The sequence below is a fragment of the Bradyrhizobium sp. HKCCYLS3070 genome (assembly GCF_051167575.1).
GTDB lineage: Bacteria > Pseudomonadota > Alphaproteobacteria > Rhizobiales > Xanthobacteraceae > Bradyrhizobium.
On the sequence record NZ_JBNPTI010000001.1, the window covers coordinates 1556026 to 1578542 of the forward strand.

Consider the following 22517-nt stretch of genomic DNA (forward strand, 5'->3'; position numbering starts at 1 on the left):
CACAATTTCAAGAGGGCCGGCGCATAGGGCCGGGCTCACAACGAGCTGGCGGCCTTCACCTGAAGCGGCCGTCAGCCGGCGCGCGGGGCGATGTCGCCGCCCGCCCAATCGGCCTTGGTGCGCTCGTAGAATTCCGTGAAGCGCCCTTGTGCGATCGCCGCGCGCATCCCGGCCATCAATTGCTGGAAGTAGGCAATGTTGATTTCCGACAGCAGCGTGGCGCCGAGCGCCTCGCCGGCCTTGATCAGATGATGCAGATAGGCGCGGGCATAGCTGCGCGCCGCCGGCCACGGGCTCTCCTCATCCAGCGGCCTGTCATCATCGGCATGACGCGCATTGCGCAGGTTCACCGGCCCGAAGCGTGTGTAGGCGACGCCGTGGCGGCCGTTGCGGGTCGGCAGCACGCAGTCGAACATGTCGATGCCGCGCCGGACCGACTCCAGGAGATCGTCAGGCGTGCCGACGCCCATCAGGTAGCGCGGACGGTCGGCCGGCAGCACCGGCGCGGTCGCCTCGATCATCTCGAGCATGACCGCCTGCGGCTCGCCGACGGCCAGGCCGCCGATCGCATAGCCATGGAAGCCGATGTCGACCAGCGCCTGCGCGCTGGCGACGCGCAGTGCGGGCACATCGCCGCCCTGCACGATGCCGAACAGCATGTAGCCTGCCGGCGCACTCTCGAACGCGCGGCGGCAGCGTTCGGCCCAGCGCAGCGACAGCCGCATCGCGCGCTCGATATCGTCGCGCTCGGCCGGCAGCCGCACGCATTCGTCGAGCTGCATCGCGACGTCGGAGTTGAGCAGGCGCTGCACCTCGATGGCGCGCTCCGGTGACAGCTCGATTTTCGCGCCGTCGATGTGCGAGCGGAACGTCACCGCCTGCTCGGTCACCTTGCGTAAACCCGACAGCGACATCACCTGGAAGCCGCCGGAATCGGTCAGCATCGGCCCGCCCCAGCCGGTGAAGCGCTGCAGGCCGCCGAGCGCGGCGATGCGCTCCGCCGTGGGCCGCAGCATCAGGTGATAGGTGTTGCCGAGCACGATGTCGGCGCCGGCCTCGCGGACGTCGCGCCAGTGGATGCCCTTCATGGCGCCGGCGGTGCCGACCGGCATGAAGGCCGGGGTGCGGACCACGCCATGCGGCGTCGTCAGCCGGCCGGTGCGGGCCGCGCCGTCATTGCCGAGCAGTTCGAAATGGTTGGGAAGGTCGCTGGCCGAGGAGCTCATGGCCGGCTTATTGCGTCAGGATGGCCCCCGATTCAACCGCGATGGCGCCGTTTTCGTCCATTTCGGCCGTTGACGGCGGTTCCGACCGCCCCTATGGTCCCGCGCCATGTCGATCTCGACCAAACGCACGACGAAAACCACCAAGCCCACGAGGGCCTCGGGAGGCGTGCGCGCGTAGTCGAACTCGATTGCGACCATCTTCGAACCGAAGCCCCGCCTGATGAAGGTCCGGGGCTTTTTTATTGCCCGAATTTCAACCGGAGACTTGAGACGTGTCCCACGATCCCACCATTGCCATCGTCGGCGTGACCGGCGCCGTTGGCGCCGAATTCATCGCCACCCTGGACCGCCGCAACGTCCGCGTCGGCCAGCTCAAGGCGCTGGCGAGCGCCCGCTCGGCCGGCCAGACCCTGACCTTCCGCGGCCAGACCACCGTGATCGAGGAGCTGACCGAACGCTCCTTCGAGGGCGTCGACATCGCGCTGTTCTCGGCCGGCGGCGGCATTTCCAAGAAGTTCGCGCCGATCGCCGTGCGCTCCGGCGCCGTCGTGGTGGACAATTCCTCGGCCTTCCGCATGGATCCGAACGTGCCGCTGGTGATCCCGGAGATCAACGCCCGCCGAATCCGCGACCACAAGGGCATCATCGCCAATCCAAACTGCGCGGCCATCACGGCGCTGGTGCCGCTGTGGCCGATCCATCAGAAGAATCGCATCAAGCGCGTGATCATCTCGACCTATCAGGCCGCCAGCGGCGCCGGTGCGGCGGCGATGGACGAGCTGGTGCAGTCGACCCGCGCGAGCCTCAACGGCCAGGTCTACGCGCCCAAGGTGATGCCGCATCCGTTCGCCTTCAACCTGTTCAGCCACAACACCGCCATCGATCCCGAGACCGGCTACAACGACGAGGAAACCAAGGTCATCAACGAGACCCGCAAGATCTTTGAGGACGAAGGCATCGCCATCGGCGTCACCTGCGTCCGCGTGCCGGTGCTGCGCGCCCATTGTGAATCCATCAACTTCGAATGCGAGAAGCCGATCTCGGAGGACGACGTCCGCCGCATCCTGGCGACCGCGCCCGGCGTGCGCGTGGTCGACGACCGCGCCAAGAACTACTTCCCGATGCCCGTCGACGCCTCCGGCCAGGACGACGTGCTGGTCGGTCGCATCCGCAAGGATCTGTCCGATCCGTCAGGCCACTCGATCGCGATGTTCGTTGCCGCCGATCAGCTGCTCAAGGGCGCTGCGCTCAATGCGGTGCAGATCGCCGAGCTCCTGCCCGAGCGGGCGATGGCGTAGCTCTCAGGGCGAACTTGCAGGGTGGGCCTTTTGCCCACCCTACGGCTCGACGATGCGCTCGTCTGGCTGACGAAACAACAGGCACGCATCGCCATACGAATAGAAGCGATAGCCGCTGCGGATCGCATGCGCATAGGCCGCGTGCATCGTCTCCAAGCCGGCGAAGGCTGAGACCAGCATGAACAGCGTCGAGCGCGGCAGATGGAAGTTGGTCATCAGGATATCGACCGCGCGGAAGCGATAGCCGGGCGTAATGAAGATCGACGTCTCCGCCTCGAACGGCGCGATCGTGCCGTCGGGCTGCGCCGCGCTCTCCACGAGCCGCAGCGACGTCGTGCCGACCGCGACGATGCGGCCGCCCTTGGCGCGCGCCTCGTTCAATGCGGCCGCCGTGTCCGGCGTGAGACTACCCCACTCCGCATGCATGCGGTGGCCTTCGGTGTCATCGACCTTCACGGGCAGGAACGTGCCGGCGCCGACATGCAGGGTGACACGCTGCAGCCCGACGCCACGCTCGCGCAGCCGCTGCTCCAGCGTCGGCGTGAAATGCAGCCCAGCCGTCGGCGCAGCCACCGCGCCCTCTTTGGCCGCGAACATGGTCTGATAGTCTGTCGCGTCCTGCTCGTCTGCGGGCCGCTTGCCGGCGATGTAGGGCGGCAGCGGCGGCCGGCCGAGATCGGCGATCGCTTGGTCGAGCGCTGGCCCATGGAACACAAAGGACAGCGTCAGCTCGCCCTCCTCGCCCTTGGCCTCGACGGTGGCGTCGAGATGGCCGAGCAGGCAGACCTTGCCCTCGTTGCCGAACCGGATCGTATCGCCTGGCGCGAGCTTCTTGGCGGGCCGCACCAGCGCCTGCCAGCGCGAGCCGTCGAGGCGCTTGATCAGGGTCGCCTCGATCTTCGCCTCGGTCTCGCGGCTGATGCGCCGACCGGACAGCTGCGCCGCGATCACCTTGGTGTCGTTGACGACGAGCTGATCACCGGGCTCCAGCCAGTCCGGCAGGTCGGCGACCGTGCGGTCGCGTAGGACACCGTCGCCTTGCACCACCAGCATGCGCGCGGACTCGCGCGGGCTCGCCGGGCGGAGCGCGATGTTTTCGGGGGGAAGACGGAAATCGAACAGGTCGGTGCGCATCGTCGTTCTGGGACGACCATCGGCCCTTCATCCCGGGACGCGTGCGACAGCACGCGTCGCGAAGGATGAAGGCCCGACTGTCTGCCTCATGGTGCGAGACGCGTGCTGCGCACGCGCCTCACCGTGAGGATCGCAAAGTCTAAGCCGCGTCGGCGGCCATGTAGGCCTTCACGATCTTGTCCGGGTTCTGCACCGGCTCGCCGCGCTTGATCTTGTCGACGTTCTCCATGCCCTCGGTGACCTTGCCCCAGACCGTGTACTGCTTGTCCAGGAAGCGGGCGTCGTCGAAGCAGATGAAGAACTGGCTGTCGCCAGAATCAGGATTGGCCGCACGCGCCATCGAGGCGGTGCCACGAACATGCGGCTCGGCGTTGAACTCGGCCTTCAGCTTCTTGCCGGAGCCGCCGGTGCCAGTGCCCTGCGGGCAGCCGGTCTGCGCCATGAAGCCGTCGATGACGCGGTGGAAGACGATGCCGTCGTAGAAGCCCTCGCGGACGAGCTCCTTGATGCGCGCGACATGGCCGGGCGCGAGATCGGGACGCATCTCGATCGTGACGGGGCCCTGAGTGGTCTCGAGGATCAAGGTATTTTCGGTCACAGCCATTCTGGTCTCTCGGTTTTTGTAGAATTGACGGGGGTCAGGACAAAGCAAATCCTGGGTCTGAAATGTCGCGGCGCCTTCCCATGTGCGGCCGTCACCCCTCCTGACGGCAATCCGAGCACGACGAGGCCCGCGATGCTGGCCCAGAATAGACCCAATGCGCTTAAAGCTGAAGCCACCGGCCCTGTCGATGTGACGGGGCGGCAGAATCGGCATGCCTCCGCGACGTGGCAAAAGGTTCCTTAAGGCCCGGGGGAACCCGGGCGCGAGACCCGGGCATGCCCCCGCTCTGCCTGCCTACTTGATGTCCGAGGCGACCTGAACCTTCACCATCTTGTCCGGATCGGTGACGGCACCGCCCGACGAGCCCGGAGGCGCCTTCTTGAGCTTGTCGACGACGTCCATGCCCTGCACGACCTCGCCGATCACGGTGTATTGGCCGTTGAGGAAGGACGCATCGCCGAAGCAGATGAAGAACTGCGAGTTGGCAGAATCGACGCTATCGCCCCGACGCGCCATGCCGACGGTGCCGCGCTTGAACGGCGTGCTCGAAAACTCCTGCTTCAGGTTCGGGTACTTCGAGCCGCCGGTGCCATTGAAGTTCTGGCCGTCGCCGGTCTGCGCCATGAAGCCGTCCATGACGCGGTGGAACGGCACGTTGTTGTAGAAGCCTTCGCGCGCCAGCGTCTTCAGTCGCTCGGCATGCTGTGGCGCCAGATCGGTGCGCAGCTTGATGATGATGCGGCCCTTGGTGGTGTCGATGACCAGGGCATTCTGCTTGTCGAGGCCGGCAGGCAGCGACTGGGCCAGCGCCGGCAATGCGAACACGAGAGCAAAGACGAAGGCGAGAGCGCGGATCATGGCAACTCCGATGACATGAGACGATGAGGAGAGGAAGGCACCGCCGGAAGCGGCCGGTGCCCGAAGGATCACTTGAACTTGGCCTTGAGACTTTCGGCCACCGACGGCGGCACGAAATGCGAGATCTCGCCGCCCATGGCGGCGATCTGGCGAACCAGCGTGGCCGCGATCGGACGGACACCCACCGAGGCTGGAACGAACACCGTCTGGACCTGCGGTGCCATGGTCTGGTTCATGCCGGCCAACTGCATCTCGTAGTCGAAATCGGTGCCGTCGCGCAGGCCCCGGATCATCATGATCGCACCGGCCTTTTGCGCGGCGGTGACGGTCAGATTGTCGTAGGTCGAAGCCTCGAAGCCGCAGCCCGCCGCGGCTGCGACGGGACCGAAGATCTCGTGCGCCATCGCCAGCCGCTCCTCGGTCGAGAACAGCGGCTTCTTGCCGTGATGCACGCCGACCGCGACGATCAGGCGATCGCAGAGATGAACGGCCTGCCGGACCACATCGAGATGGCCGTTGGTGACGGGATCGAACGAGCCCGGATAGAGCGCAATGCGTTGCATGCGCCCGTCCTATACCGCCCGGAACAGGCCGGCAAGCCGCCGTCAGGCCCGCTGGCGTGGCTGTGATGGGCAAAGAGCGGCCGAGAGACCGCACCGCAATGAAATGGGCTGCGACACCGGGGAGCCGGAACTGTGGTCGGCTACCGCGATTGTTTCATCGGAACTCGGGACACGAAACACGCTCGCGCAGAGACGAAACCAATTCGCCCGTTCCGCGAAGACGTCTCGAAACCCGAACTGATTATCAAATCCTTAACGAACAACGGGCCGAACGGCCCAGACAGGGGACCGTCATGATCAAAGCGCTATCTGCAGTCGCAGCGGCCGGCTTGGTGGCTGCCGGCATCACCCTCCTGCCCGGCTTCGCTCCTCAGGTCGAAGCCAGCGTGCCACGTCCGCTCGCCAAGGCGGACCGCCTGGACAATCGACCGATCGGCCGCGACTGCTCACAGCAGGCCTGGCCGAACTTCGAAGCTGGCTGCCTGCGCAGCGCCGGAACCAGAGGAACGGTCCGCGAGGCCAGGATGGTCTCCGTCGAGCGGACGGAGTAAGCGAATAGCTGCTCACTATTCGCCGGTCGCGCCTTTACTCGCCATTTGCCTGCTCGCTGGCCCCGTTGCCGTTCTCGGCCTCCTCGCCGATATGCTCCACCGACACGACATGCTCATCATCGGCGGTGTCGAACACAATGACGCCCTGGGTCGAGCGTCCCGCGATGCGGATGCCGTCGACGGGGCAACGGATCAACTGCCCCTTGTCCGTCACCAGCATGATCTGATCGCCATCCTCGACCGGGAATGAGGCGACGAGCTTGCCGTTGCGGTTGTTGACGGACATCGCGACGATGCCTTTGCCGCCGCGGCCGGTGGTGCGGTACTCGTAGGACGAGGTGCGCTTGCCGTAGCCGTTGACCGAGACGGTCAGCACCACCTGCTCCTGCGCCGACATCTCGACATAGCGTTCCTGCGACAGCTGGATCGCGCCAGCGGCCGCCTCCTCGCCCTCGGTCTCGACCGGCTCCTCGGTGGCAGCATCGCCCGACATCGCCCGCCGCATCTTCAAGTACGCCGTACGCTCGTCCGAGGTCGTTTCGACATGGCGCAGGATCGACAGCGAAATCACCTTGTCGCCGCCGGCGAGCGCGATGCCGCGCACGCCCATCGAGGTCCGCCCGGTGAAGACGCGCACGTCGGTGACGGGGAATCGGATGCACTGCCCGCCCGACGCCGTGAGCAGCACGTCGTCACGCTCGGTGCAGATCTGCACGTTGACGATCTCCTCGCCCTCGTCGAGCTTCATCGCGATGATGCCGGAGCGGCGCACGTCGACGAAATCCGACAGCTTGTTGCGGCGGACGTTGCCGCCGGTGGTGGCGAACATCACGTCGAGATTGGCCCAGGAGGATTCATCCTCCGGCAGCGGCATGATCGTGGTGATGCGCTCGCCCTGCTCCAGCGGCAGGATGTTGATCAGCGCCTTGCCGCGCCCGTTGGGCGCCGCGATCGGCAGCCGCCAGACCTTCTCCTTGTAGACCTGGCCGCGCGACGAGAAGAACAGCACCGGCGTGTGCGTGGAGGCCACGAACAGCCGGCTGACGAAATCCTCCTCGCGCGTCTGCATGCCCGAGCGGCCCTTGCCGCCGCGGCGCTGCGCCCGATAGGCCGACAGCGGCACGCGCTTGGTGTAGCCGGCATGCGACACGGTCACGACCATGTCCTCGCGCTGGATCAGGTCCTCGTCCTCGACCTCGCCTTCCTGCTCGGCGATCACGGTGCGGCGCGGCGTGCCGAACTCCGCCTTGATCGCGGCGAGCTCGTCCTTGATGATCCCCTGCACCCGCGCCCGCGAGCGCAGGATGTCGAGATAGTCGTTGATCTCGACCTTGAGCTTGTCGAGTTCGTCGGAAATCTCTTCACGGCCGAGCGCGGTCAGGCGCTGCAGACGCAGGTCGAGAATCGCCTTGGCCTGCTCGAACGACAGCCGGATGGTACCGTCCTCGGCGAGGCGATGACGCGGATCGTCGATCAACGTGATGATGGCCTCGACGTCGCGCGCCGGCCAGTCGCGCGACATCAACGCCTCGCGCGCGGACGCAGGATCGGGCGAGGTCCTGATGACCCGGATGACCTCGTCGATATTGGCCACGGCCACGGCGAGGCCGACCAGGATGTGGGCGCGGTCGCGCGCCTTGTTGAGCAGGAACTTGGTCCTGCGCGTGACGACACGCTCGCGGAACGCGACGAAGATCGTCAGCAGGTCCTTCAACGTCATCGTCTGCGGGCGGCCGCCGTCGAGCGCCAGCATGTTGGCGGCGAAGCTCGTCTGCAGCGGCGTGAACTTGTAGAGCTGGTTGAGCACGACGTCCGGCACGGCGTCGCGCTTCAGCTCGACGACGACGCGGTAGCCGTCGCGGTCGCTCTCGTCGCGCAGGTCGGCAACGCCTTCGACCTTCTTCTCGCGCACCAATTCGGCGATGCGCTCGACCATCGTGGCCTTGTTCACCTGGTAGGGAATCTCGGAGATGATGATCGCCTCGCGATCCTTGCGGATCGTGTCGATCGTCACCTTGCCGCGCATCATGATCGAGCCGCGGCCCAGATGATAGGCCGAGCGGACGCCGGCGCGTCCAAGAATGATGCCGCCGGTCGGGAAATCCGGCCCCGGAATGATGTTGATGAGCTCGTCGATCGTGAGCGCCGGATTGTCGATCAGCGCGATGCAGGCATCGATCACCTCGCCGAGATTGTGCGGCGGAATGTTGGTGGCCATGCCGACCGCGATGCCGCCGGCGCCATTGACCAGCAGGTTCGGATATTTGGCCGGAAGAACCGACGGTTCCTTGTCCGAATTGTCGTAGTTCGGCTGGAAGTCGACGGTGTCCTTGTCGATGTCGTCGAGCAGCGGGATCGCCGACTTGGCGAGCTTCGCTTCGGTGTATCGGTAGGCGGCCGGCGGATCGCCGTCGACGGAGCCGAAATTGCCCTGGCCGTCGATCAGCGGCACGCGCATCGAGAAGTCCTGCGCCATGCGCACCATGGCGTCGTAGATCGACTGGTCGCCATGCGGATGGTATTTACCGATGACGTCACCGACCACGCGCGCGGACTTGACGTATTTCTTGTCGGGCGTGTGCCCCTGCTCGTACATCGAATAGAGGATGCGCCGATGCACCGGCTTCAGGCCGTCGCGCGCATCGGGCAGCGCTCGCGACACGATCACGCTCATCGCGTAATCGAGGTAGGAGCGCTTCATCTCATCGAGGATGGAGACGGGACGAATGTCGGAAGGTCCGCCCGGCTCGCCGGGCTTCTCATCTTCTTTATCGGACAAAGGGGATACCGGTCGGTTTTGACACGCGAAAATCGCTTGGAATCATATAGCGCATCGCGTCACGGCAGGCCACCCCTTGACGCACCGGCAAGACGGATTTTTTGGCCGCATTTCCAGCGACTTAACGAGGTCTTACGCTGCGACCGACGGTGCCCCGGACGCCCCCCGCGGACTGGACTTCAGCCGTGCCGCCGCACTTGTTTTCCCGCCTCAGCGCCGCAGTTGCAGAGAGACTGCCAGCGGCGCGCGAGAGCCGTTGATTCTTCAGCAAAATCCGTTTGTCCGGCGAAACGATCTCGCGAACCGGGCTCGTCATGTGCGATAGCGCAGCGCGTCGACCAGCACCGTGAACGCGGATGTGGGCTGCCGGCGGCTGGGAAAATACAGATGATAGCCGGCAAACGGCGCGCACCAGTCTTCCAGGACGCGAACGAGCTTGCCTCGCGCAAGGTCGTCCCGGACCTGATCCTCGGGCAGATAAGCGAGCCCGAGCCCGGCGCGCACCGCGTTCATGCGCATCGCGATGTTGTTGAACACCAGTTGCCCGTCCACGCGCACCTTCAGCGCGCGTCCACGCTTTTCGAACTCCCACGCATAGATCCCGCCCAGGGTCGGAAGTCGGATGTTGATGCAATTGTGGTCCGTGAGATCCTGCGGCTTCCTTGGCCGCGACCGCACGGCGAAATAGGCCGGTGAGCCGACCACGGCCATGCGCAGGTCCGGCCCGATCCTGACGGCGATCATGTCCTTGGCGACCTGCTCGCCGAGGCGGACACCCGTATCGAATCTCTCGGCGACGATATCGGTCAGTCCATAGTCGGTCACGACCTCGACCTTGATGTCGGGATACAGCGGAAGCAGCTTTTTCAGCGCCGGCCAGAGCACGGAGTCCGCGGCATGCTCTCCCGCCGTGATCCGGATCGTGCCGGCGGGCCTGTCGCGCAATTCCCTCAACCCCGCCAGTTCCGTTTCGATCTCATCGAACCGGGGTCCGATGCTCCGCAGCAGACGTTCACCGGCGGCCGTCGGGGCGACGCTGCGCGTCGTGCGCGCCAGCAGCCGCACGCCGAGCCGGGCCTCCAGATTGCGAAGGGCATGGCTGAGCGCCGACTGGCTGACGCCGAGCCTGGCAGCCGCCCGCGTGAAGCTTCCCTCCCGGGCGACAGCGAGGAAACCAAGGACGCCGTTCAGGTTCTCGCGCAGCATTCATGATTCCATTTCATAAAAGTATGCGCATTCTAGCCTCTAATGTTATCGCGGTCACAGCCTTAGGTTCAGCCCGGACGGCAAGGTTGACGACGCGTGATGCCGGCGTTGACCGCAGGACGGACAGGAGAACCGGATGAAGAAGAGAACCCTGGGCAAGAGCGGCCTCGAAGTGTCGGCCATCGGCTTCGGCTGCATGGGCCTGAACTTCGGCTACGGTCACGCGCTCGAGAAGGACGACGCGGTCAACCTTATCCGCGCCGCCTTCGATCGCGGCGTGACATTTTTCGACACCGCCGAAATCTATGGACCGTTCACGAATGAGGAGCTGGTCGGCGACGCCCTGGCTCCCGTTCGGGACAAGGTGGTCATCGCCACCAAGTTCGGCTTTGCGATCGACCCGGCGACCGGCCGGTCATCAGGGATGAACAGCCGCCCCGAGCGCATTCGCGCGGTCGCGGAGGCATCCCTGAAGCGGCTCAAGACCGATCGCATCGATCTGTTCTATCAGCACCGCGTCGATCCGGACGTGCCGATCGAGGACGTCGCCGGCGCGGTCAAGGATCTCATCGGGCAAGGCAAGGTCAGGCACTTCGGCCTGTCCGAGCCCAGCGCCCAGACCGTACGGCGCGCGCATGCCGTCCAGCCCGTTGCCGTGCTCCAGAACGAGTATTCGCTGTGGACCCGAGGTCCCGAGAGCAACGGCATCATTCAGGCCTGCGAGGAGCTCGGCATCGGCCTGGTGCCCTATAGTCCCCTGGGAAAAGGCTTTCTGACCGGCGCGATGAACGAGACGACCACGCTTGCCGACAACGACTTCCGCAGCACCCTGCCGCGCTTCACGCCCGCGGCGATGAAGGCCAACCAGGCGCTGGTCGATCTCCTCAAGCAGATCGCCGAACGCAAGGCATCCACGCCGGCCCAGATCGCGCTCGCCTGGCTGCTCGCGCAAAAGCCGTGGATCGTTCCCATTCCGGGCACGACCAAGCTCCATCGCCTCGACGAGAATCTCAAGGCCGCCGACGTCGAGCTCACTGCGGACGATCTCGCCCAGATGGAGCAGGCCGCAGTTGCGATCAAGGTTGAGGGAGAACGCTATCCCCCGCACCTGATGGCGACAACAGGGCGGTAGAACCCCTCTCCCACATCACCGGGCACTCCCATCGTGAGCGCCCGAAACCACCTGGAGGCGACGCGACGCCGGCGGCGCGTACACCCCACAGCTTCACCGAGATCGCGCCTTCTCCTTCACACCAAGGCGCGCCCTGAATTTCAGAACGGAATGTCGTCGTCCATGTCGCTGTTGCGTCCGCCACCGCCCGCCGAAGCAACCGCGCGGCGCGGCGGCGCCATCGACGGACCGCTGCTGCCGAAATCACCGCCACCCATGTCATCGGAGAAGCTGCCGCCACCGCCGCCCCGGCCATCGAGCATCGTCAGGGTGGAGTTGAAGCCCTGCAGCACGACCTCGGTCGAGTACTTCTCGACACCGCTCTGATCGGTCCATTTGCGGGTCTGCAGCGCGCCCTCGATGTAAACCTTGGCGCCCTTCTTCAAATACTGCTCGGCGACCTTGCAAAGACCCTCGTTGAAGATCACCACGCGGTGCCACTCGGTCTTTTCCTTGCGCTCGCCTGTCGCCTTGTCGCGCCACGTTTCCGACGTCGCAATGCTCAGATTGGCGATCGGCCGCCCATCCTGCGTGCGCCGGATCTCGGGGTCCTTGCCGAGATTGCCGACCAGAATCACCTTGTTCACACTACCCGCCATCACCACTCTCCCGCGGTTCTCGATCATCGGACCGGCCGTCCACACCGGCCTCACGGCGTCCGGTGGCTAACCCTTCCTCTCGCGGCGGACCCTATACGGTTGCCGCGCGGTCCACCCGCCCTGTCCATTGCTTATCCACATATAGCAGGCGGAAGGCCATTGTTCCAGTTTTGTTCGCGCGCATATGTCTACAACCGTGCGTCGAGTTCCGCGGAACTCGACGGAACCGCAAATTCTCGCAATGGAACCCGGAAAAAGTTCCCTTGTTCACGAAAAAGGGATTAACTTTCATCAAGTTAGACAGCCTCACTTCCTCCTCGGCTGTGGCTTTTGGGAGACGGTATCCAGGGTTGAATCGCGTATATTTGAGGATGGATTGGGGCCGCAAGCGTGGTCGCACCAACTTCACAGACGAGCGTCTCCGGGGACCATTTTGGAGACGCCCAACGCGGGAGACTTGGGATGAAACGAATTTTTCTCGGAGCTGTCAGCTTGATGGTTTTGGGGGCGCTGACGCCGGCGGGAGCCGCCGATCTCGCCGCCCGCCCGTACACGAAGGCCCCGGTGATGGCGCCGGCGCCGCTTCCGACCTGGGCCGGCTTCTACCTCGGCCTGCAGGGCGGCGGCGGCTGGGGCCGCAGCAACGAGACCTTCTTCGGGGCGCCGAATACGGCGATCTTTGCCGGCACCCAGAACTATGACACCAGCGGCGGCTTCGTCGGCGGTGTGGTCGGCTACAACTGGCAGGTCGACAACATCGTGTTCGGTCTCGAGGGCGACTATCACTGGGCCGACATCAACGGCCGGTCGGGCGTCGTCAACGCCGGTCTCGGCGATACCTACTTCACCAGGCTGCGCGGCTTCGGCGACATCAAGGGCCGCCTCGGCTGGGCTGCGGGTCCGGCGCTGTTCTTTGTCAGCGGCGGCGCTGCCGTCGGCGATCTCCAGCACCGCTACGACGCGGCGCTCAATGGTGGCGCGGCCAATAGCTTCGCTCAGAACAACTGGCGCTGGGGTTGGACGATCGGTGCCGGCGCCGAGTACATGTTCGCGCCGAACTGGTCGGCCAAGGTCGAATACAACTATCTCGACTTCGGCAAGAGCTCGATTCAGTACAGCGCGGTTCCGACCAACCGCTCCGAGTGGAGCGACACCGTGCACACCGTCAAGGCGGGCGTCTCCTATCACTTCGGCGGCCCGATCGTGTCGCGCTACTGATTGCACGCAAAAAGCGAATATGTCGAAAGGCCGGCCTCGCGCCGGCCTTTTTTGTGTGCCAGAACCGGCACTTGCCGAGCCGTTGTGTCCTTTGGGTGACGGCTTTTTACGGCGGAAGGAGCTATCAACGTCCGGCGGGTGGGCGTTGGTGAGAGCGTGCGTGCGGGCGTCGGACGTGGTTTGGGGAATGCGATGAGAAGGCTGTTGCTGGGGGCGACAACTTCGCTGGCGCTGGGGATTGCGCCGGCCATCGCTGCCGATCTGCCCGCGCGCACCTTCACCAAAGCGCCTGCGATGATCACGACGATCTATGATTGGAGTGGCTTCTATATCGGCCTGAATGCCGGTGGCGCAGCGGCCCGCACCTGCTGGACCAACAAGGTCAGCTTTGCCGGCGTGGCCGCAACCAACGCGGAAGGCTGCCATGATGCGACCGGCGCGCTGGCGGGCGGCCAGATCGGCTATCGCTGGCAGGCTGGCGGCTGGGTGTTCGGCATCGAAGGTCAAGGCAACTGGGCCAACCTCAAGGGCAGCAACACCAGCCAGTTCGCCCCGGCCGTGACCAACCAGACCAAGATCAACGGCATCGGCGTGTTCGCCGGCCAGATCGGCTATTCCTGGAACAACGTGCTCTGGTACGTGAAGGGTGGCGCCGCGGTCGCGGGTGAGAAGTACAACGGCCTCTCCACGGCCACGGGCGTGGTGCTCGACCAGTCCAGCGCCACGCGCTGGGGGGCTGCGGTCGGGACTGGTGTCGAGGTCGGCTTCGCCAAGAACTGGTCGGTCGCAGCCGAATACGAGCACCTGTTCATGGGCAACCGCACCCTCGGCTTCTCGGGTGTTCCCCTTGGAGCCGCGGGCCGGACCGATGCGGTCGGCCAGGACGTCGACATGGCGACGGTCCGCGTGAACTATCGCTGGGGCGGTCCCGTCGTTTCCAAGCACTGACCCTCGAGGGCTGACACTCGCGATCTCACGCGGCGGCGCCTGCCCGGCCTGTCGTCACTCACGCTGTGACACAGCTCCCCCGTCGGCACTGGCAGTCGCCGTCTTTACCCGCGCTTAAGCACGATCGGCACATCCCGTCACGCGGCTCGTCCCGGTCACGAGTTTGGAAAGCAGTCTCCCTTACAACCAGCCACAGGCCACCTTCGCGTGGGCCCGGATCGGAGGGATCCGGAGCGTGGTGTATTGGGACTGGGGAGAGACGAATGCAGAAGACGACCTTGATCTTGACCGCAAGCGCCGCGGCGCTGGGACTGGCGCCGGCCTCGGCGGCCGACTTCGCGACGCGCCCTTACAGCAAGGCGCCGCCGCCGGCCTATGTCACGCCGCTGCCGAGCTGGGCCGGGTTCTACCTCGGCGTCAATGGCGGCGCCGACTGGAGCCACAATTGCTGGACGCTCAACCGCGTCGGCGGCGTGGCGGTCGTGCCGACCCAGTCCGAAGGCTGCCACAATGCCTCGAGCGGCCTCATCGGCGGCCAGGTCGGCTATCGCTGGCAGGCGGCGAGCTGGGTGTTCGGCGTCGAGGCCCAGGGCAACTGGACCGACCTGAAGTCGTCCAATGCGAGCACGGCTGCGCTGGCCGCGGGCATCACCAACACCACCAAGACCGATGCGATCGGCCTGTTCACCGGCCAGGTCGGCTACGCCTGGGGCAACGTGCTCTGGTACGTGAAGGGCGGCGCCGCCGTCACCCACAACAAATACACCGGCACGGCGAATGCGGCCGCGCCCTTCCCGGTCGGCACGCTGCTGGATTCCGCCAGTGAGACCCGCTGGGGCGGCACCGTCGGCACCGGCGTCGAGTTCGGCTTCGCGCCGAACTGGTCGGTCGCCGTCGAGTACGACCACCTGTTCATGGGCTCGCGCGACATCAGCTTCCCGGCCACCGCAACCGTGCTGTCGCGCGTCGACACCATCAAGCAGGACATCGATATGGCGACCGTCCGCGTGAACTATCGATTCGGGGCGCCGATGGGCACGCGCTACTGAAAAAAGTACCGCTCGCACGCATTCGGAAAGGCCGGCCCTCGCGCCGGCCTTTTTCGTGTCAACAGCCCGGCAGCGTCGCGGCGTTTTTGTGCTAAATATATGATTTATAACGCTTTTTCATTTCTGTGGCGGGCGCGTTACAGCCTCTCCGGGATGCCCTGTGTATGACTTGCCCATCGCTTGTCATTCCAACCTCCCGGGGGAGAATTTGATGAAGAAGTTGCTTGTGATCACGACGGCGCTCGTCGGCATCGCATCCGCCACATCCGCGTCGGCGGCCGACATGGCGGCCCGCCCGTACACCAAGGCGCCGCCGATGGTCGCGCAGATCCTGAGCTGGTCGGGCCTCTACGCCGGCATCCAGGGCGGCGGCGGCTGGGGCACCAGCAAGGAAACCTTCCTTGGCCGCTTCAACGCGCCGGGTTTCCTGGGCACCCAGAACTACAACACCAATGGCGGCTTCGTCGGCGGCGTGGTCGGCTACAACTGGCAGGTCGACAACGTCGTGTTCGGCCTCGAAGGCGACTATCACTGGGCCGATATCAACGGCCGCTCCGCCGTGGTCAATGCCGGCGTCGGCGACACCTTCTTCACCAAGCTGACCAGCTTCGGCGACATCAAGGGCCGCCTCGGCTATGCCGCCGGTCCCGCCCTGTTCTTCGTCAGTGGCGGCGCCGCGGTGGGCCAGTTGCAGCATCGCTATGACGGCGTGCCCGGCAACGTCTTCAGCCAGAACACCACCCGCTGGGGCTATACGGTCGGCGCCGGCGCCGAATACATGTTCGCGCCGAACTGGTCGGCCAAGCTCGAGTACAACTATCTCGACTTCGGCAAGAGCACGATCCAGTACAGCGCTGCGGCGCTCAACCGCTCCGAGTGGAAGGACACCGTTCACACGGTCAAGGCCGGCCTCAGCTACCACTTCGGCGGCCCGGTCATCGCAAAGTACTGATGCCTGCAGCCGACAGGTTCCGAGAAGGGCCGGCGAAAGCCGGCCTTTTTTTGTTGCCCTGATGCCACTTTGTCGGCTCGCCACACGCGGAACCAAGTAACTGAGTGACATAGGCTTTCTGGAACTTGGCCGTAAAAACGCGGTTTGGCCGCGAGTGTGTCTTCAGGGTGACGGTAATCTGCACGGAACCGGGCTAAAGGAACCTCGTCAACTTGAACGGGTGAGTCTGTTTCGTGCGTAAGCTTATCGGTGCGATGCGGACTTCGAGGAATAAACTGGAGACTGGAATGAAGAAGATCCTGCTCGCGACCGTGGCCTTGGCCGCCCTGGCCGCTCCCGCTGCCGCCGCTGATCTTGCCGCGCGCCCGACCTACACCAAGGCCCCGGTTGCCGCGCCGGTGCTGACCTGGACCGGCTTCTACATCGGTGCCATGGGCGGCTATGCTGCCGAGGACAGCAGCGCGAACACGTTCGACCGCAAGGGCGGCTTCGCCGGCGGCACCGTCGGCTACAACTGGCAGCAGGGCGCCGTCGTGTTCGGCCTCGAGGCTGACGCAGCCTGGGCCAATATTTCCTCCAAGACCATCTTCGGCGACGAAGCCAAGATCCAGGATTGGGGCACGGTGCGCGGCCGCATCGGCTACGCCTTCGGCCCGGCTCTGCTGTACGCGACCGGCGGTTACGCCTGGGCCGACAGCAAGATCACCTTCGTGGGCTTTGGTTCGGACAGCAAGATCCACAGCGGCTGGACCGTCGGCGCTGGCGCCGAATACATGTTCGCTCCGCAGTGGTCGCTGAAGGGCGAGTACCTGTACAAGAGCTTCGGCAGCGAGAACTACACCTTCACGGGCCTCGGCACCGCAGCCACTGGCACGACGAACTTCCACTCGGTCCAGGTCGGTGTGAACTACCACTTCTAAGCACATAGCCTCCGGGCCAACGCACACAGCCTCCGCTCTGCCAGAGCGGAGGCTTTTTCTTTGTGGGATCGTGCACAAACCAGGACGGAACCGGCAGCCTCCTGCCAGTCGCTGCCATTCCCTGAGCGCATTGTTGATGATTCGCTGACGGCACTGGAAATCCAGCTCCGTTCTTCCTACGTTCCGACCATACCTTTTCCCCCTGGCGTCCGATGGCCGGCTTCCGGCGAAACGCGCCTGCAACGATGGCGCGACTCTGCGCCGTGGGACGATCGTCATGGATGAAGTGCTCAAGGCCAAGCAGCGCGCGCAAGCCAACCAGTCGAGCCTGCGGGCCATCACCATCCGCGGCGCCCGCGAGCACAATCTGAAAAACATCGACGTCGAGATCCCGCGCGACAGGCTCGTCGTGTTCACCGGGCTGTCCGGCTCCGGCAAGTCCTCGCTCGCTTTCGATACGATCTACGCCGAGGGTCAGCGCCGCTACGTCGAATCGCTGTCGGCCTATGCCCGCCAGTTCCTGGAGATGATGCAGAAGCCGGACGTCGACCAGATCGACGGCCTGTCGCCGGCGATCTCGATCGAGCAGAAGACGACCTCGAAGAACCCGCGCTCGACGGTCGGCACCGTCACCGAGATCTACGACTACATGCGCCTGCTGTGGGCGCGCGTCGGCGTGCCCTACTCCCCGGCGACCGGCCTGCCGATCGAAAGCCAGACCGTCTCGCAGATGGTCGACCGCGTGCTGGCGATGCCCGAGGGCACCCGCCTCTATCTGCTGGCGCCGGTCGTGCGCGGCCGCAAGGGCGAGTACAAGAAGGAGCTCGCCGAATATCTCAAGAAGGGCTTTCAGCGCGTCAAGATCGACGGCACCTTCCATGAGCTCGCCGAGGCGCCTACGCTCGACAAGAAGTTCCCGCACGACATCGACGTCGTCGTCGACCGCATCGTCGTGCGCCCCGACATCGGCCAGCGTCTCGCAGAAAGCTTCGAGACTGCGCTGAAGCTCGCCGAAGGCCTGGCCGTCATCGAGTTCGCGGACGCTCCCGCCTCGGCCGCGCCGGCGGAGGAGAAGGAAAAAAAGAAAACCGCAAAGATCCACGACAAGAGCGGGCCCGAGCGCATCCTGTTCTCGGAGAAGTTCGCCTGCCCCGTCTCCGGCTTCACGATCCCTGAGATCGAGCCGCGGCTGTTCTCGTTCAACAACCCCTACGGCGCCTGCCCGGAATGCGGCGGCCTGGGGGTCGAGCAGCACGTCGATGCCGACCTCGTCATTCCCGACAAGGACGTCACCCTGCGCAAGGGCGCGATCGCGCCCTGGGCCAAGTCGTCGTCGCCCTATTACCTGCAGACGCTGACCGCGCTCGGCAAGTTCTACAAGTTCACGCTGGACACCAAGTGGAAGGATCTGCCGAAGAAGACGCAGAACGCGCTGCTGCACGGCTCCGGCGACGACGAGATCAAGTTCACCTATGAGGACGGCGTCCGCGCCTACGACACCAAGAAGCCGTTCGAGGGCGTCATCACCAACATCGAGCGCCGCTTCCGCGAGACCGAGAGCGAGTGGGCGCGCGAGGAGCTCGGCAAGTACTTCAACGACGTGCCCTGCGCCGGCTGTAACGGCTACCGCCTGAAGCCCGAGGCGCTGTGCGTCAAGGTCGGCGGCAAGCACATCGGCGAGATCAGCGACCTCTCCGTCAAGGCGGCCGGCGAGTGGTTCGCCGAGGTGCCGAAGCAGCTCAACGCGCAGCAGACCGAGATCGCCACGCGAATCCTGAAGGAGATCCGCGACCGCCTCACCTTCCTGCTCGACGTCGGCCTCAACTACCTGACCCTGGCGCGCTCCTCCGGCACGCTGTCCGGCGGCGAGAGCCAGCGCATCCGCCTGGCGTCGCAGATCGGCTCGGGGCTGACCGGCGTGCTCTACGTGCTCGACGAGCCGTCGATCGGCCTGCACCAGCGCGACAATGCCCGCCTGCTCGACACGCTGAAGCGGCTGCGCGACCTCGGCAACACCGTCATCGTCGTCGAGCATGACGAGGACGCGATTCGCCTCGCCGACTACGTGCTCGACATCGGTCCCGGCGCCGGCACCCATGGCGGCCACATCGTCGCCGAGGGCACGCCGGCGGAGATCATGCGCAATCCGGCGTCGCTGACCGGCAAATATCTCACCGGCGAGCTCGAGGTCGAGGTGCCCGAGCGGCGGCCGCCGAACCATCGCCGCACCATCAAGGTCGTCAATGCCCGCGGCAACAATCTGAAGAACGTCTCGGCCGAGATTCCGCTCGGCCTGTTCACCGCGATCACAGGCGTGTCCGGCGGCGGCAAGTCGACGCTTCTCATCGACACGCTCTACAAGTCGATCGCACGCAAGCTCAACGGCGCCAACGAGGCCGCCGCGCCGCACGACCGCATCGAGGGGCTGGAGCATATCGACAAGATCATCGACATCGACCAGTCGCCGATCGGCCGCACGCCGCGCTCAAACCCCGCGACCTATACCGGCGCGTTCACGCCGATCCGCGAATGGTTCGCCGGCCTCCCCGAATCCAAGGCGCGCGGCTACGAGCCGGGCCGGTTCTCGTTCAACGTCAAGGGTGGCCGCTGCGAGGCGTGCCAGGGCGACGGCGTCATCAAGATCGAGATGCACTTCCTGCCCGACGTCTACGTCACCTGCGACGTCTGCAAGGGCAAGCGCTACAACCGCGAGACGCTCGACGTGCTGTTCAAGGGCAAGTCGATCGCCGACGTGCTCGACATGACCGTCGAGGAGGCCGCGGAGTTCTTCAAGGCGGTGCCGCGGGTGCGCGACACCTTCGAGACCCTGCGCCGCGTCGGCCTCGACTACATCCATGTCGGCCAGCAGGCCACCACGCTGTCCGGTGGCGAGGCCCAGCGCGTCAAGCTCGCCAAGGAGCTGTCCAAGCGCGCCACCGGCCGCACGCTCTACATCCTGGACGAGCCGACGACGGGCCTGCACTTCCACGACGTCAAGAAGCTCTTGGAGGTGCTGCACGAGCTGGTCGCGCAGGGCAACACGGTGGTCGTGATCGAGCACAATCTCGAGGTCATCAAGACCGCCGACTGGGTCATCGACCTCGGCCCCGAGGGCGGCGACGGCGGCGGCGAGATCGTCGCCTGGGGCCCGCCGGAAGATATCGTCAAGGCGCCGCGCAGCTACACCGGGCAGTTCCTCAAGCCGGTGCTGGAGAAGTCGGCCAAGCCGAAGAAGCGCGGCCGCGGCGCTGCCAGCGAGGCGGCGGAGTGATGGTCGCCGCACCGAGCATCAACAGAAGCGCTCACGAACAGAAAAAATAATACAATTTTTCAATGCCTTAGGAAGCGCACTCAGCCATCTTCGCAAACGGAATACATTTTCCCCCAAAACGTGCTTGCTGAAGTCAGCAAGCACGTTTATATTGTTTTCTGCGAAATTTGGAGATGAACATGAGTGGTCAATCAAAGGGCGGCCGATCTCGCGCCGAAAAACTCAGTAAAGAAGAAATTCGAAACATCGCTTCGAGCGGAGGCGTAGCCCGACGAGAGATCGCGAAGGCGCTCAGCGAAACTGGTGGTCTTCCTAAAGCAACCCATCAGGGCAAGATGCTCGTCGGCGAACTCGATCTTGATTGCTACGTTCTGGAAGACGGTCGCCGAGTATTCCACAAACGCGGGATGGCCCGAGCGCTGGGGATGAAGTCGGGCGGCGGCAATGTGTTTCTGCGGGCGGTCCAACGAAAGGGGCTTGGATCCGAAATTAACAAGAAGCTGCTGGCGAAGATCGAGAATCCGATCAATTTCAAGCCGCTGACACAGGATCTAGCGCACGGATACGAAGCAGAGGTTCTTGTCGAAATCTGTCGTGCAGTCATCCGGGCAAAAGAGACGGAAAAGCTGCATCCTTCGCAACACGGTTTGGCTGACCAAGCGCAGATTCTCCTCAACGCTTTTGCTAAAGTTGGTGTCACCGCTCTCATCGATGAAGCGACGGGCTTTCAACAAGTCCGCGGTCCCGAGGCTCTTCGCGTACTTGTTCAGCAGTACATCGAAGAGGAGCGTCGGGAGTGGGAAAAGCAATTTCCGGATGAGTACTACGACGAGCTCAATCGAATTTACGGCAGCAAACGGTTGACCGTGACGGGATCGGGAGCCGTGATCCAGAACAGACCGCAGCATTTCGCCAAATTCACAAGATCCTATGTTTATCACCCGCTCGCCAATGGTGCGGTTCTTGAAGAGCTGGATCGGCTCAACCCAAAGATCGATAAGAAAGGCACGCGCAAAGCTCGTTTCCATCAACACTTGAATGAGGGCTACGGCATAGAAAAGCTGAAACGCCAAGTGGGGGAGATCGTAACATTGATGAAGGTGTCCGACACGGTGAGTCAGTTCAAAAAGCTATTCGCACGCCGCTTTCCCCAATCTGGTACACAGCTGAGCTTTCTGGACGATGAACCGTCTTAGGACACGCTTGGCAACGAACCCGCTCCCTCAGTCCGGGGAGCGGGTTCGTTAGGTTAGGTAGCGCAGCTCACCAGCGGTAAAACCCGCTCCGCGTGCCGTTGTTGTTGCCGCGCGGTCCGACGTCGCCCTGGGTCGAGCTCGGGGTCGGGTGGTTGGTGCCGTTGTAGCCTGCGCCCCAGCCCGGGCCGTCATACGGGCCCGGCGCGACGGCGACGTAGCCTTCCTCATAGACCGGCCCTGGCGCCCAGGCGAAGGAATCGCGGTAGGCATAGGTGCTGGTGACCTGGCCGCCATAGCCGTAGCCGCCCGGCCCGTATTCGCCGGCCGAGGCGCCGATCGTGCCGGCGACCAGCGTGACGGCGGTGAGCGCTGCCAATCCAAACGTGCGTGTCATGAACTTGCTCCGTTGTTCCTAATTCATCGAGGAACAAACCATCGTCATGCCCCGGCAGTTCCGCCACCCGCCACAACATGTGTGCGACACAACGTGGCGCTCACGTTGCCGCGATCAGATGATCCAGAATGCTGGTCGCATCATCTCGCAAGCGCCTGGGCGCCCTCTCAGACGACAAACCCGCCGCTCTTGTCCGAGCGGCGGGCTTGATCGACTCACTTCAGCGCCAGACGGCAACTACCACTGCCGGTAGGCGCCGGTCAGCGTGCCGTTGTTGTTGCCGGACGGGCCGACATCGCCCTGGGTCGAGCCCGGGGTCGGATGGTTGGTGCCGTTGTAACCGCCGCCCCAGGCCACTGGGCCAGCCACCGGACCCGGCGCGTAGGCTGGCGCCGGCGCTGCGCCATACACCAGCTCGGAATCGGAGGTCTGCGCCGGCGGCACCCAGGCCATGGAGTCGCCGAATCGGGCATAGCCCTGCGCGGACGCAGCGGCGGTGCCGATCACCAGCGTGGCTCCGGCCAGCGCGGCCATCTTGATCGTACGTTGCATGTCTCTCTCCTTGCTTCTGTGCGGGGTC

Annotated in this window: 20 protein-coding genes; 10 read left to right on the plus strand and 10 right to left on the minus strand. The window is 64.7% G+C overall.

What is annotated here, in order from left to right:
* Window positions 1-71 precede the first annotated feature (71 nt).
* A complete protein-coding gene (gene tgt, locus ACQR03_RS07200; protein ID WP_315751041.1) occupies window positions 72-1226 on the minus strand; it encodes a tRNA guanosine(34) transglycosylase Tgt in 1155 nt (384 codons plus the stop codon).
* 272 nt (window positions 1227-1498) lie between these two features.
* On the opposite strand from tgt, the gene ACQR03_RS07205 reads away from it, so the two are divergent.
* Complete coding sequence (locus ACQR03_RS07205) at window positions 1499-2524, plus strand: aspartate-semialdehyde dehydrogenase (RefSeq protein ID WP_316192965.1); 1026 nt, start codon at window positions 1499-1501, stop codon at window positions 2522-2524.
* A 39-nt stretch (window positions 2525-2563) separates the two neighbouring features.
* Here ACQR03_RS07205 and queA read toward each other — a convergent pair whose 3' ends face one another.
* The 4 genes from queA to coaD form a co-directional block, all read right to left on the minus strand.
* A complete protein-coding gene (gene queA / locus ACQR03_RS07210) occupies window positions 2564-3658 on the minus strand; it encodes a tRNA preQ1(34) S-adenosylmethionine ribosyltransferase-isomerase QueA (RefSeq protein ID WP_315751039.1) in 1095 nt (364 codons plus the stop codon).
* A gap of 139 nt (window positions 3659-3797) precedes the next feature.
* A complete protein-coding gene (locus tag ACQR03_RS07215) occupies window positions 3798-4262 on the minus strand; it encodes a peptidylprolyl isomerase (RefSeq protein WP_315799860.1) in 465 nt (154 codons plus the stop codon).
* A gap of 294 nt (window positions 4263-4556) precedes the next feature.
* Entirely contained in the window at window positions 4557-5120 is a 564-nt protein-coding gene (locus tag ACQR03_RS07220; protein ID WP_315711771.1) for a peptidylprolyl isomerase, read from the minus strand.
* A gap of 68 nt (window positions 5121-5188) precedes the next feature.
* Entirely contained in the window at window positions 5189-5683 is a 495-nt protein-coding gene (gene coaD / locus ACQR03_RS07225; RefSeq protein ID WP_315827550.1) for a pantetheine-phosphate adenylyltransferase, read from the minus strand.
* A 293-nt stretch (window positions 5684-5976) separates the two neighbouring features.
* Between coaD and ACQR03_RS07230 the strand changes: the two genes are divergently transcribed.
* Window positions 5977-6234 carry a hypothetical protein gene (locus tag ACQR03_RS07230; protein WP_434841149.1) on the plus strand — a complete coding sequence of 86 codons (258 nt, stop codon included), beginning with the start codon at window positions 5977-5979 and terminating at the stop codon, window positions 6232-6234.
* A gap of 34 nt (window positions 6235-6268) precedes the next feature.
* Here the strand turns inward: ACQR03_RS07230 and gyrA are convergent, their stop codons facing one another.
* Window positions 6269-9013 carry a DNA gyrase subunit A gene (gyrA, locus tag ACQR03_RS07235; protein WP_315827548.1) on the minus strand — a complete coding sequence of 915 codons (2745 nt, stop codon included), beginning with the start codon at window positions 9011-9013 and terminating at the stop codon, window positions 6269-6271.
* A 312-nt stretch (window positions 9014-9325) separates the two neighbouring features.
* Complete coding sequence (locus ACQR03_RS07240) at window positions 9326-10219, minus strand: LysR family transcriptional regulator (protein ID WP_434841150.1); 894 nt, start codon at window positions 10217-10219, stop codon at window positions 9326-9328.
* A 136-nt stretch (window positions 10220-10355) separates the two neighbouring features.
* Between ACQR03_RS07240 and ACQR03_RS07245 the strand changes: the two genes are divergently transcribed.
* Window positions 10356-11351, plus strand: a complete 996-nt coding sequence (locus ACQR03_RS07245) for an aldo/keto reductase (protein WP_316165346.1) — start codon at window positions 10356-10358, stop codon at window positions 11349-11351.
* Window positions 11352-11491: 140 nt separating this feature from the next.
* On the opposite strand, the gene ACQR03_RS07250 is transcribed toward ACQR03_RS07245, so the two are convergent.
* Entirely contained in the window at window positions 11492-11989 is a 498-nt protein-coding gene (locus tag ACQR03_RS07250) for a single-stranded DNA-binding protein (protein WP_315711764.1), read from the minus strand.
* 462 nt (window positions 11990-12451) lie between these two features.
* On the opposite strand from ACQR03_RS07250, the gene ACQR03_RS07255 reads away from it, so the two are divergent.
* The 7 genes from ACQR03_RS07255 to ACQR03_RS07285 all read left to right on the plus strand — a co-directional run bounded on the left by ACQR03_RS07255 (window position 12452) and on the right by ACQR03_RS07285 (window position 21543).
* Window positions 12452-13207, plus strand: coding sequence for an outer membrane protein (locus tag ACQR03_RS07255; protein WP_315711763.1), 756 nt, complete (start codon window positions 12452-12454; stop codon window positions 13205-13207).
* 192 nt (window positions 13208-13399) lie between these two features.
* On the plus strand, window positions 13400-14155 hold the full coding sequence (locus tag ACQR03_RS07260) for an outer membrane protein (RefSeq protein WP_316165345.1): 756 nt from the start codon (window positions 13400-13402) through the stop codon (window positions 14153-14155).
* Window positions 14156-14418: 263 nt separating this feature from the next.
* Entirely contained in the window at window positions 14419-15204 is a 786-nt protein-coding gene (locus ACQR03_RS07265; protein ID WP_315827543.1) for an outer membrane protein, read from the plus strand.
* Between the two features lie 211 nt (window positions 15205-15415).
* Window positions 15416-16156, plus strand: a complete 741-nt coding sequence (locus ACQR03_RS07270; RefSeq protein WP_315827542.1) for an outer membrane protein — start codon at window positions 15416-15418, stop codon at window positions 16154-16156.
* 287 nt (window positions 16157-16443) lie between these two features.
* Window positions 16444-17076 (plus strand): outer membrane protein, encoded by a 633-nt coding sequence (locus ACQR03_RS07275; RefSeq protein WP_316165344.1) that lies wholly within the window; start codon window positions 16444-16446, stop codon window positions 17074-17076.
* Window positions 17077-17353: 277 nt separating this feature from the next.
* Window positions 17354-20347, plus strand: a complete 2994-nt coding sequence (uvrA, locus tag ACQR03_RS07280) for an excinuclease ABC subunit UvrA (protein ID WP_434841151.1) — start codon at window positions 17354-17356, stop codon at window positions 20345-20347.
* Window positions 20348-20526: 179 nt separating this feature from the next.
* On the plus strand, window positions 20527-21543 hold the full coding sequence (locus ACQR03_RS07285) for a P63C domain-containing protein (protein WP_434841152.1): 1017 nt from the start codon (window positions 20527-20529) through the stop codon (window positions 21541-21543).
* Between the two features lie 67 nt (window positions 21544-21610).
* Here the strand turns inward: ACQR03_RS07285 and ACQR03_RS07290 are convergent, their stop codons facing one another.
* Both ACQR03_RS07290 and ACQR03_RS07295 read right to left on the minus strand, forming a co-directional pair.
* A complete protein-coding gene (locus ACQR03_RS07290; protein ID WP_434841153.1) occupies window positions 21611-21937 on the minus strand; it encodes a hypothetical protein in 327 nt (108 codons plus the stop codon).
* 237 nt (window positions 21938-22174) lie between these two features.
* A complete protein-coding gene (locus ACQR03_RS07295) occupies window positions 22175-22489 on the minus strand; it encodes a hypothetical protein (RefSeq protein WP_434841154.1) in 315 nt (104 codons plus the stop codon).
* Window positions 22490-22517 lie beyond the last annotated feature (28 nt).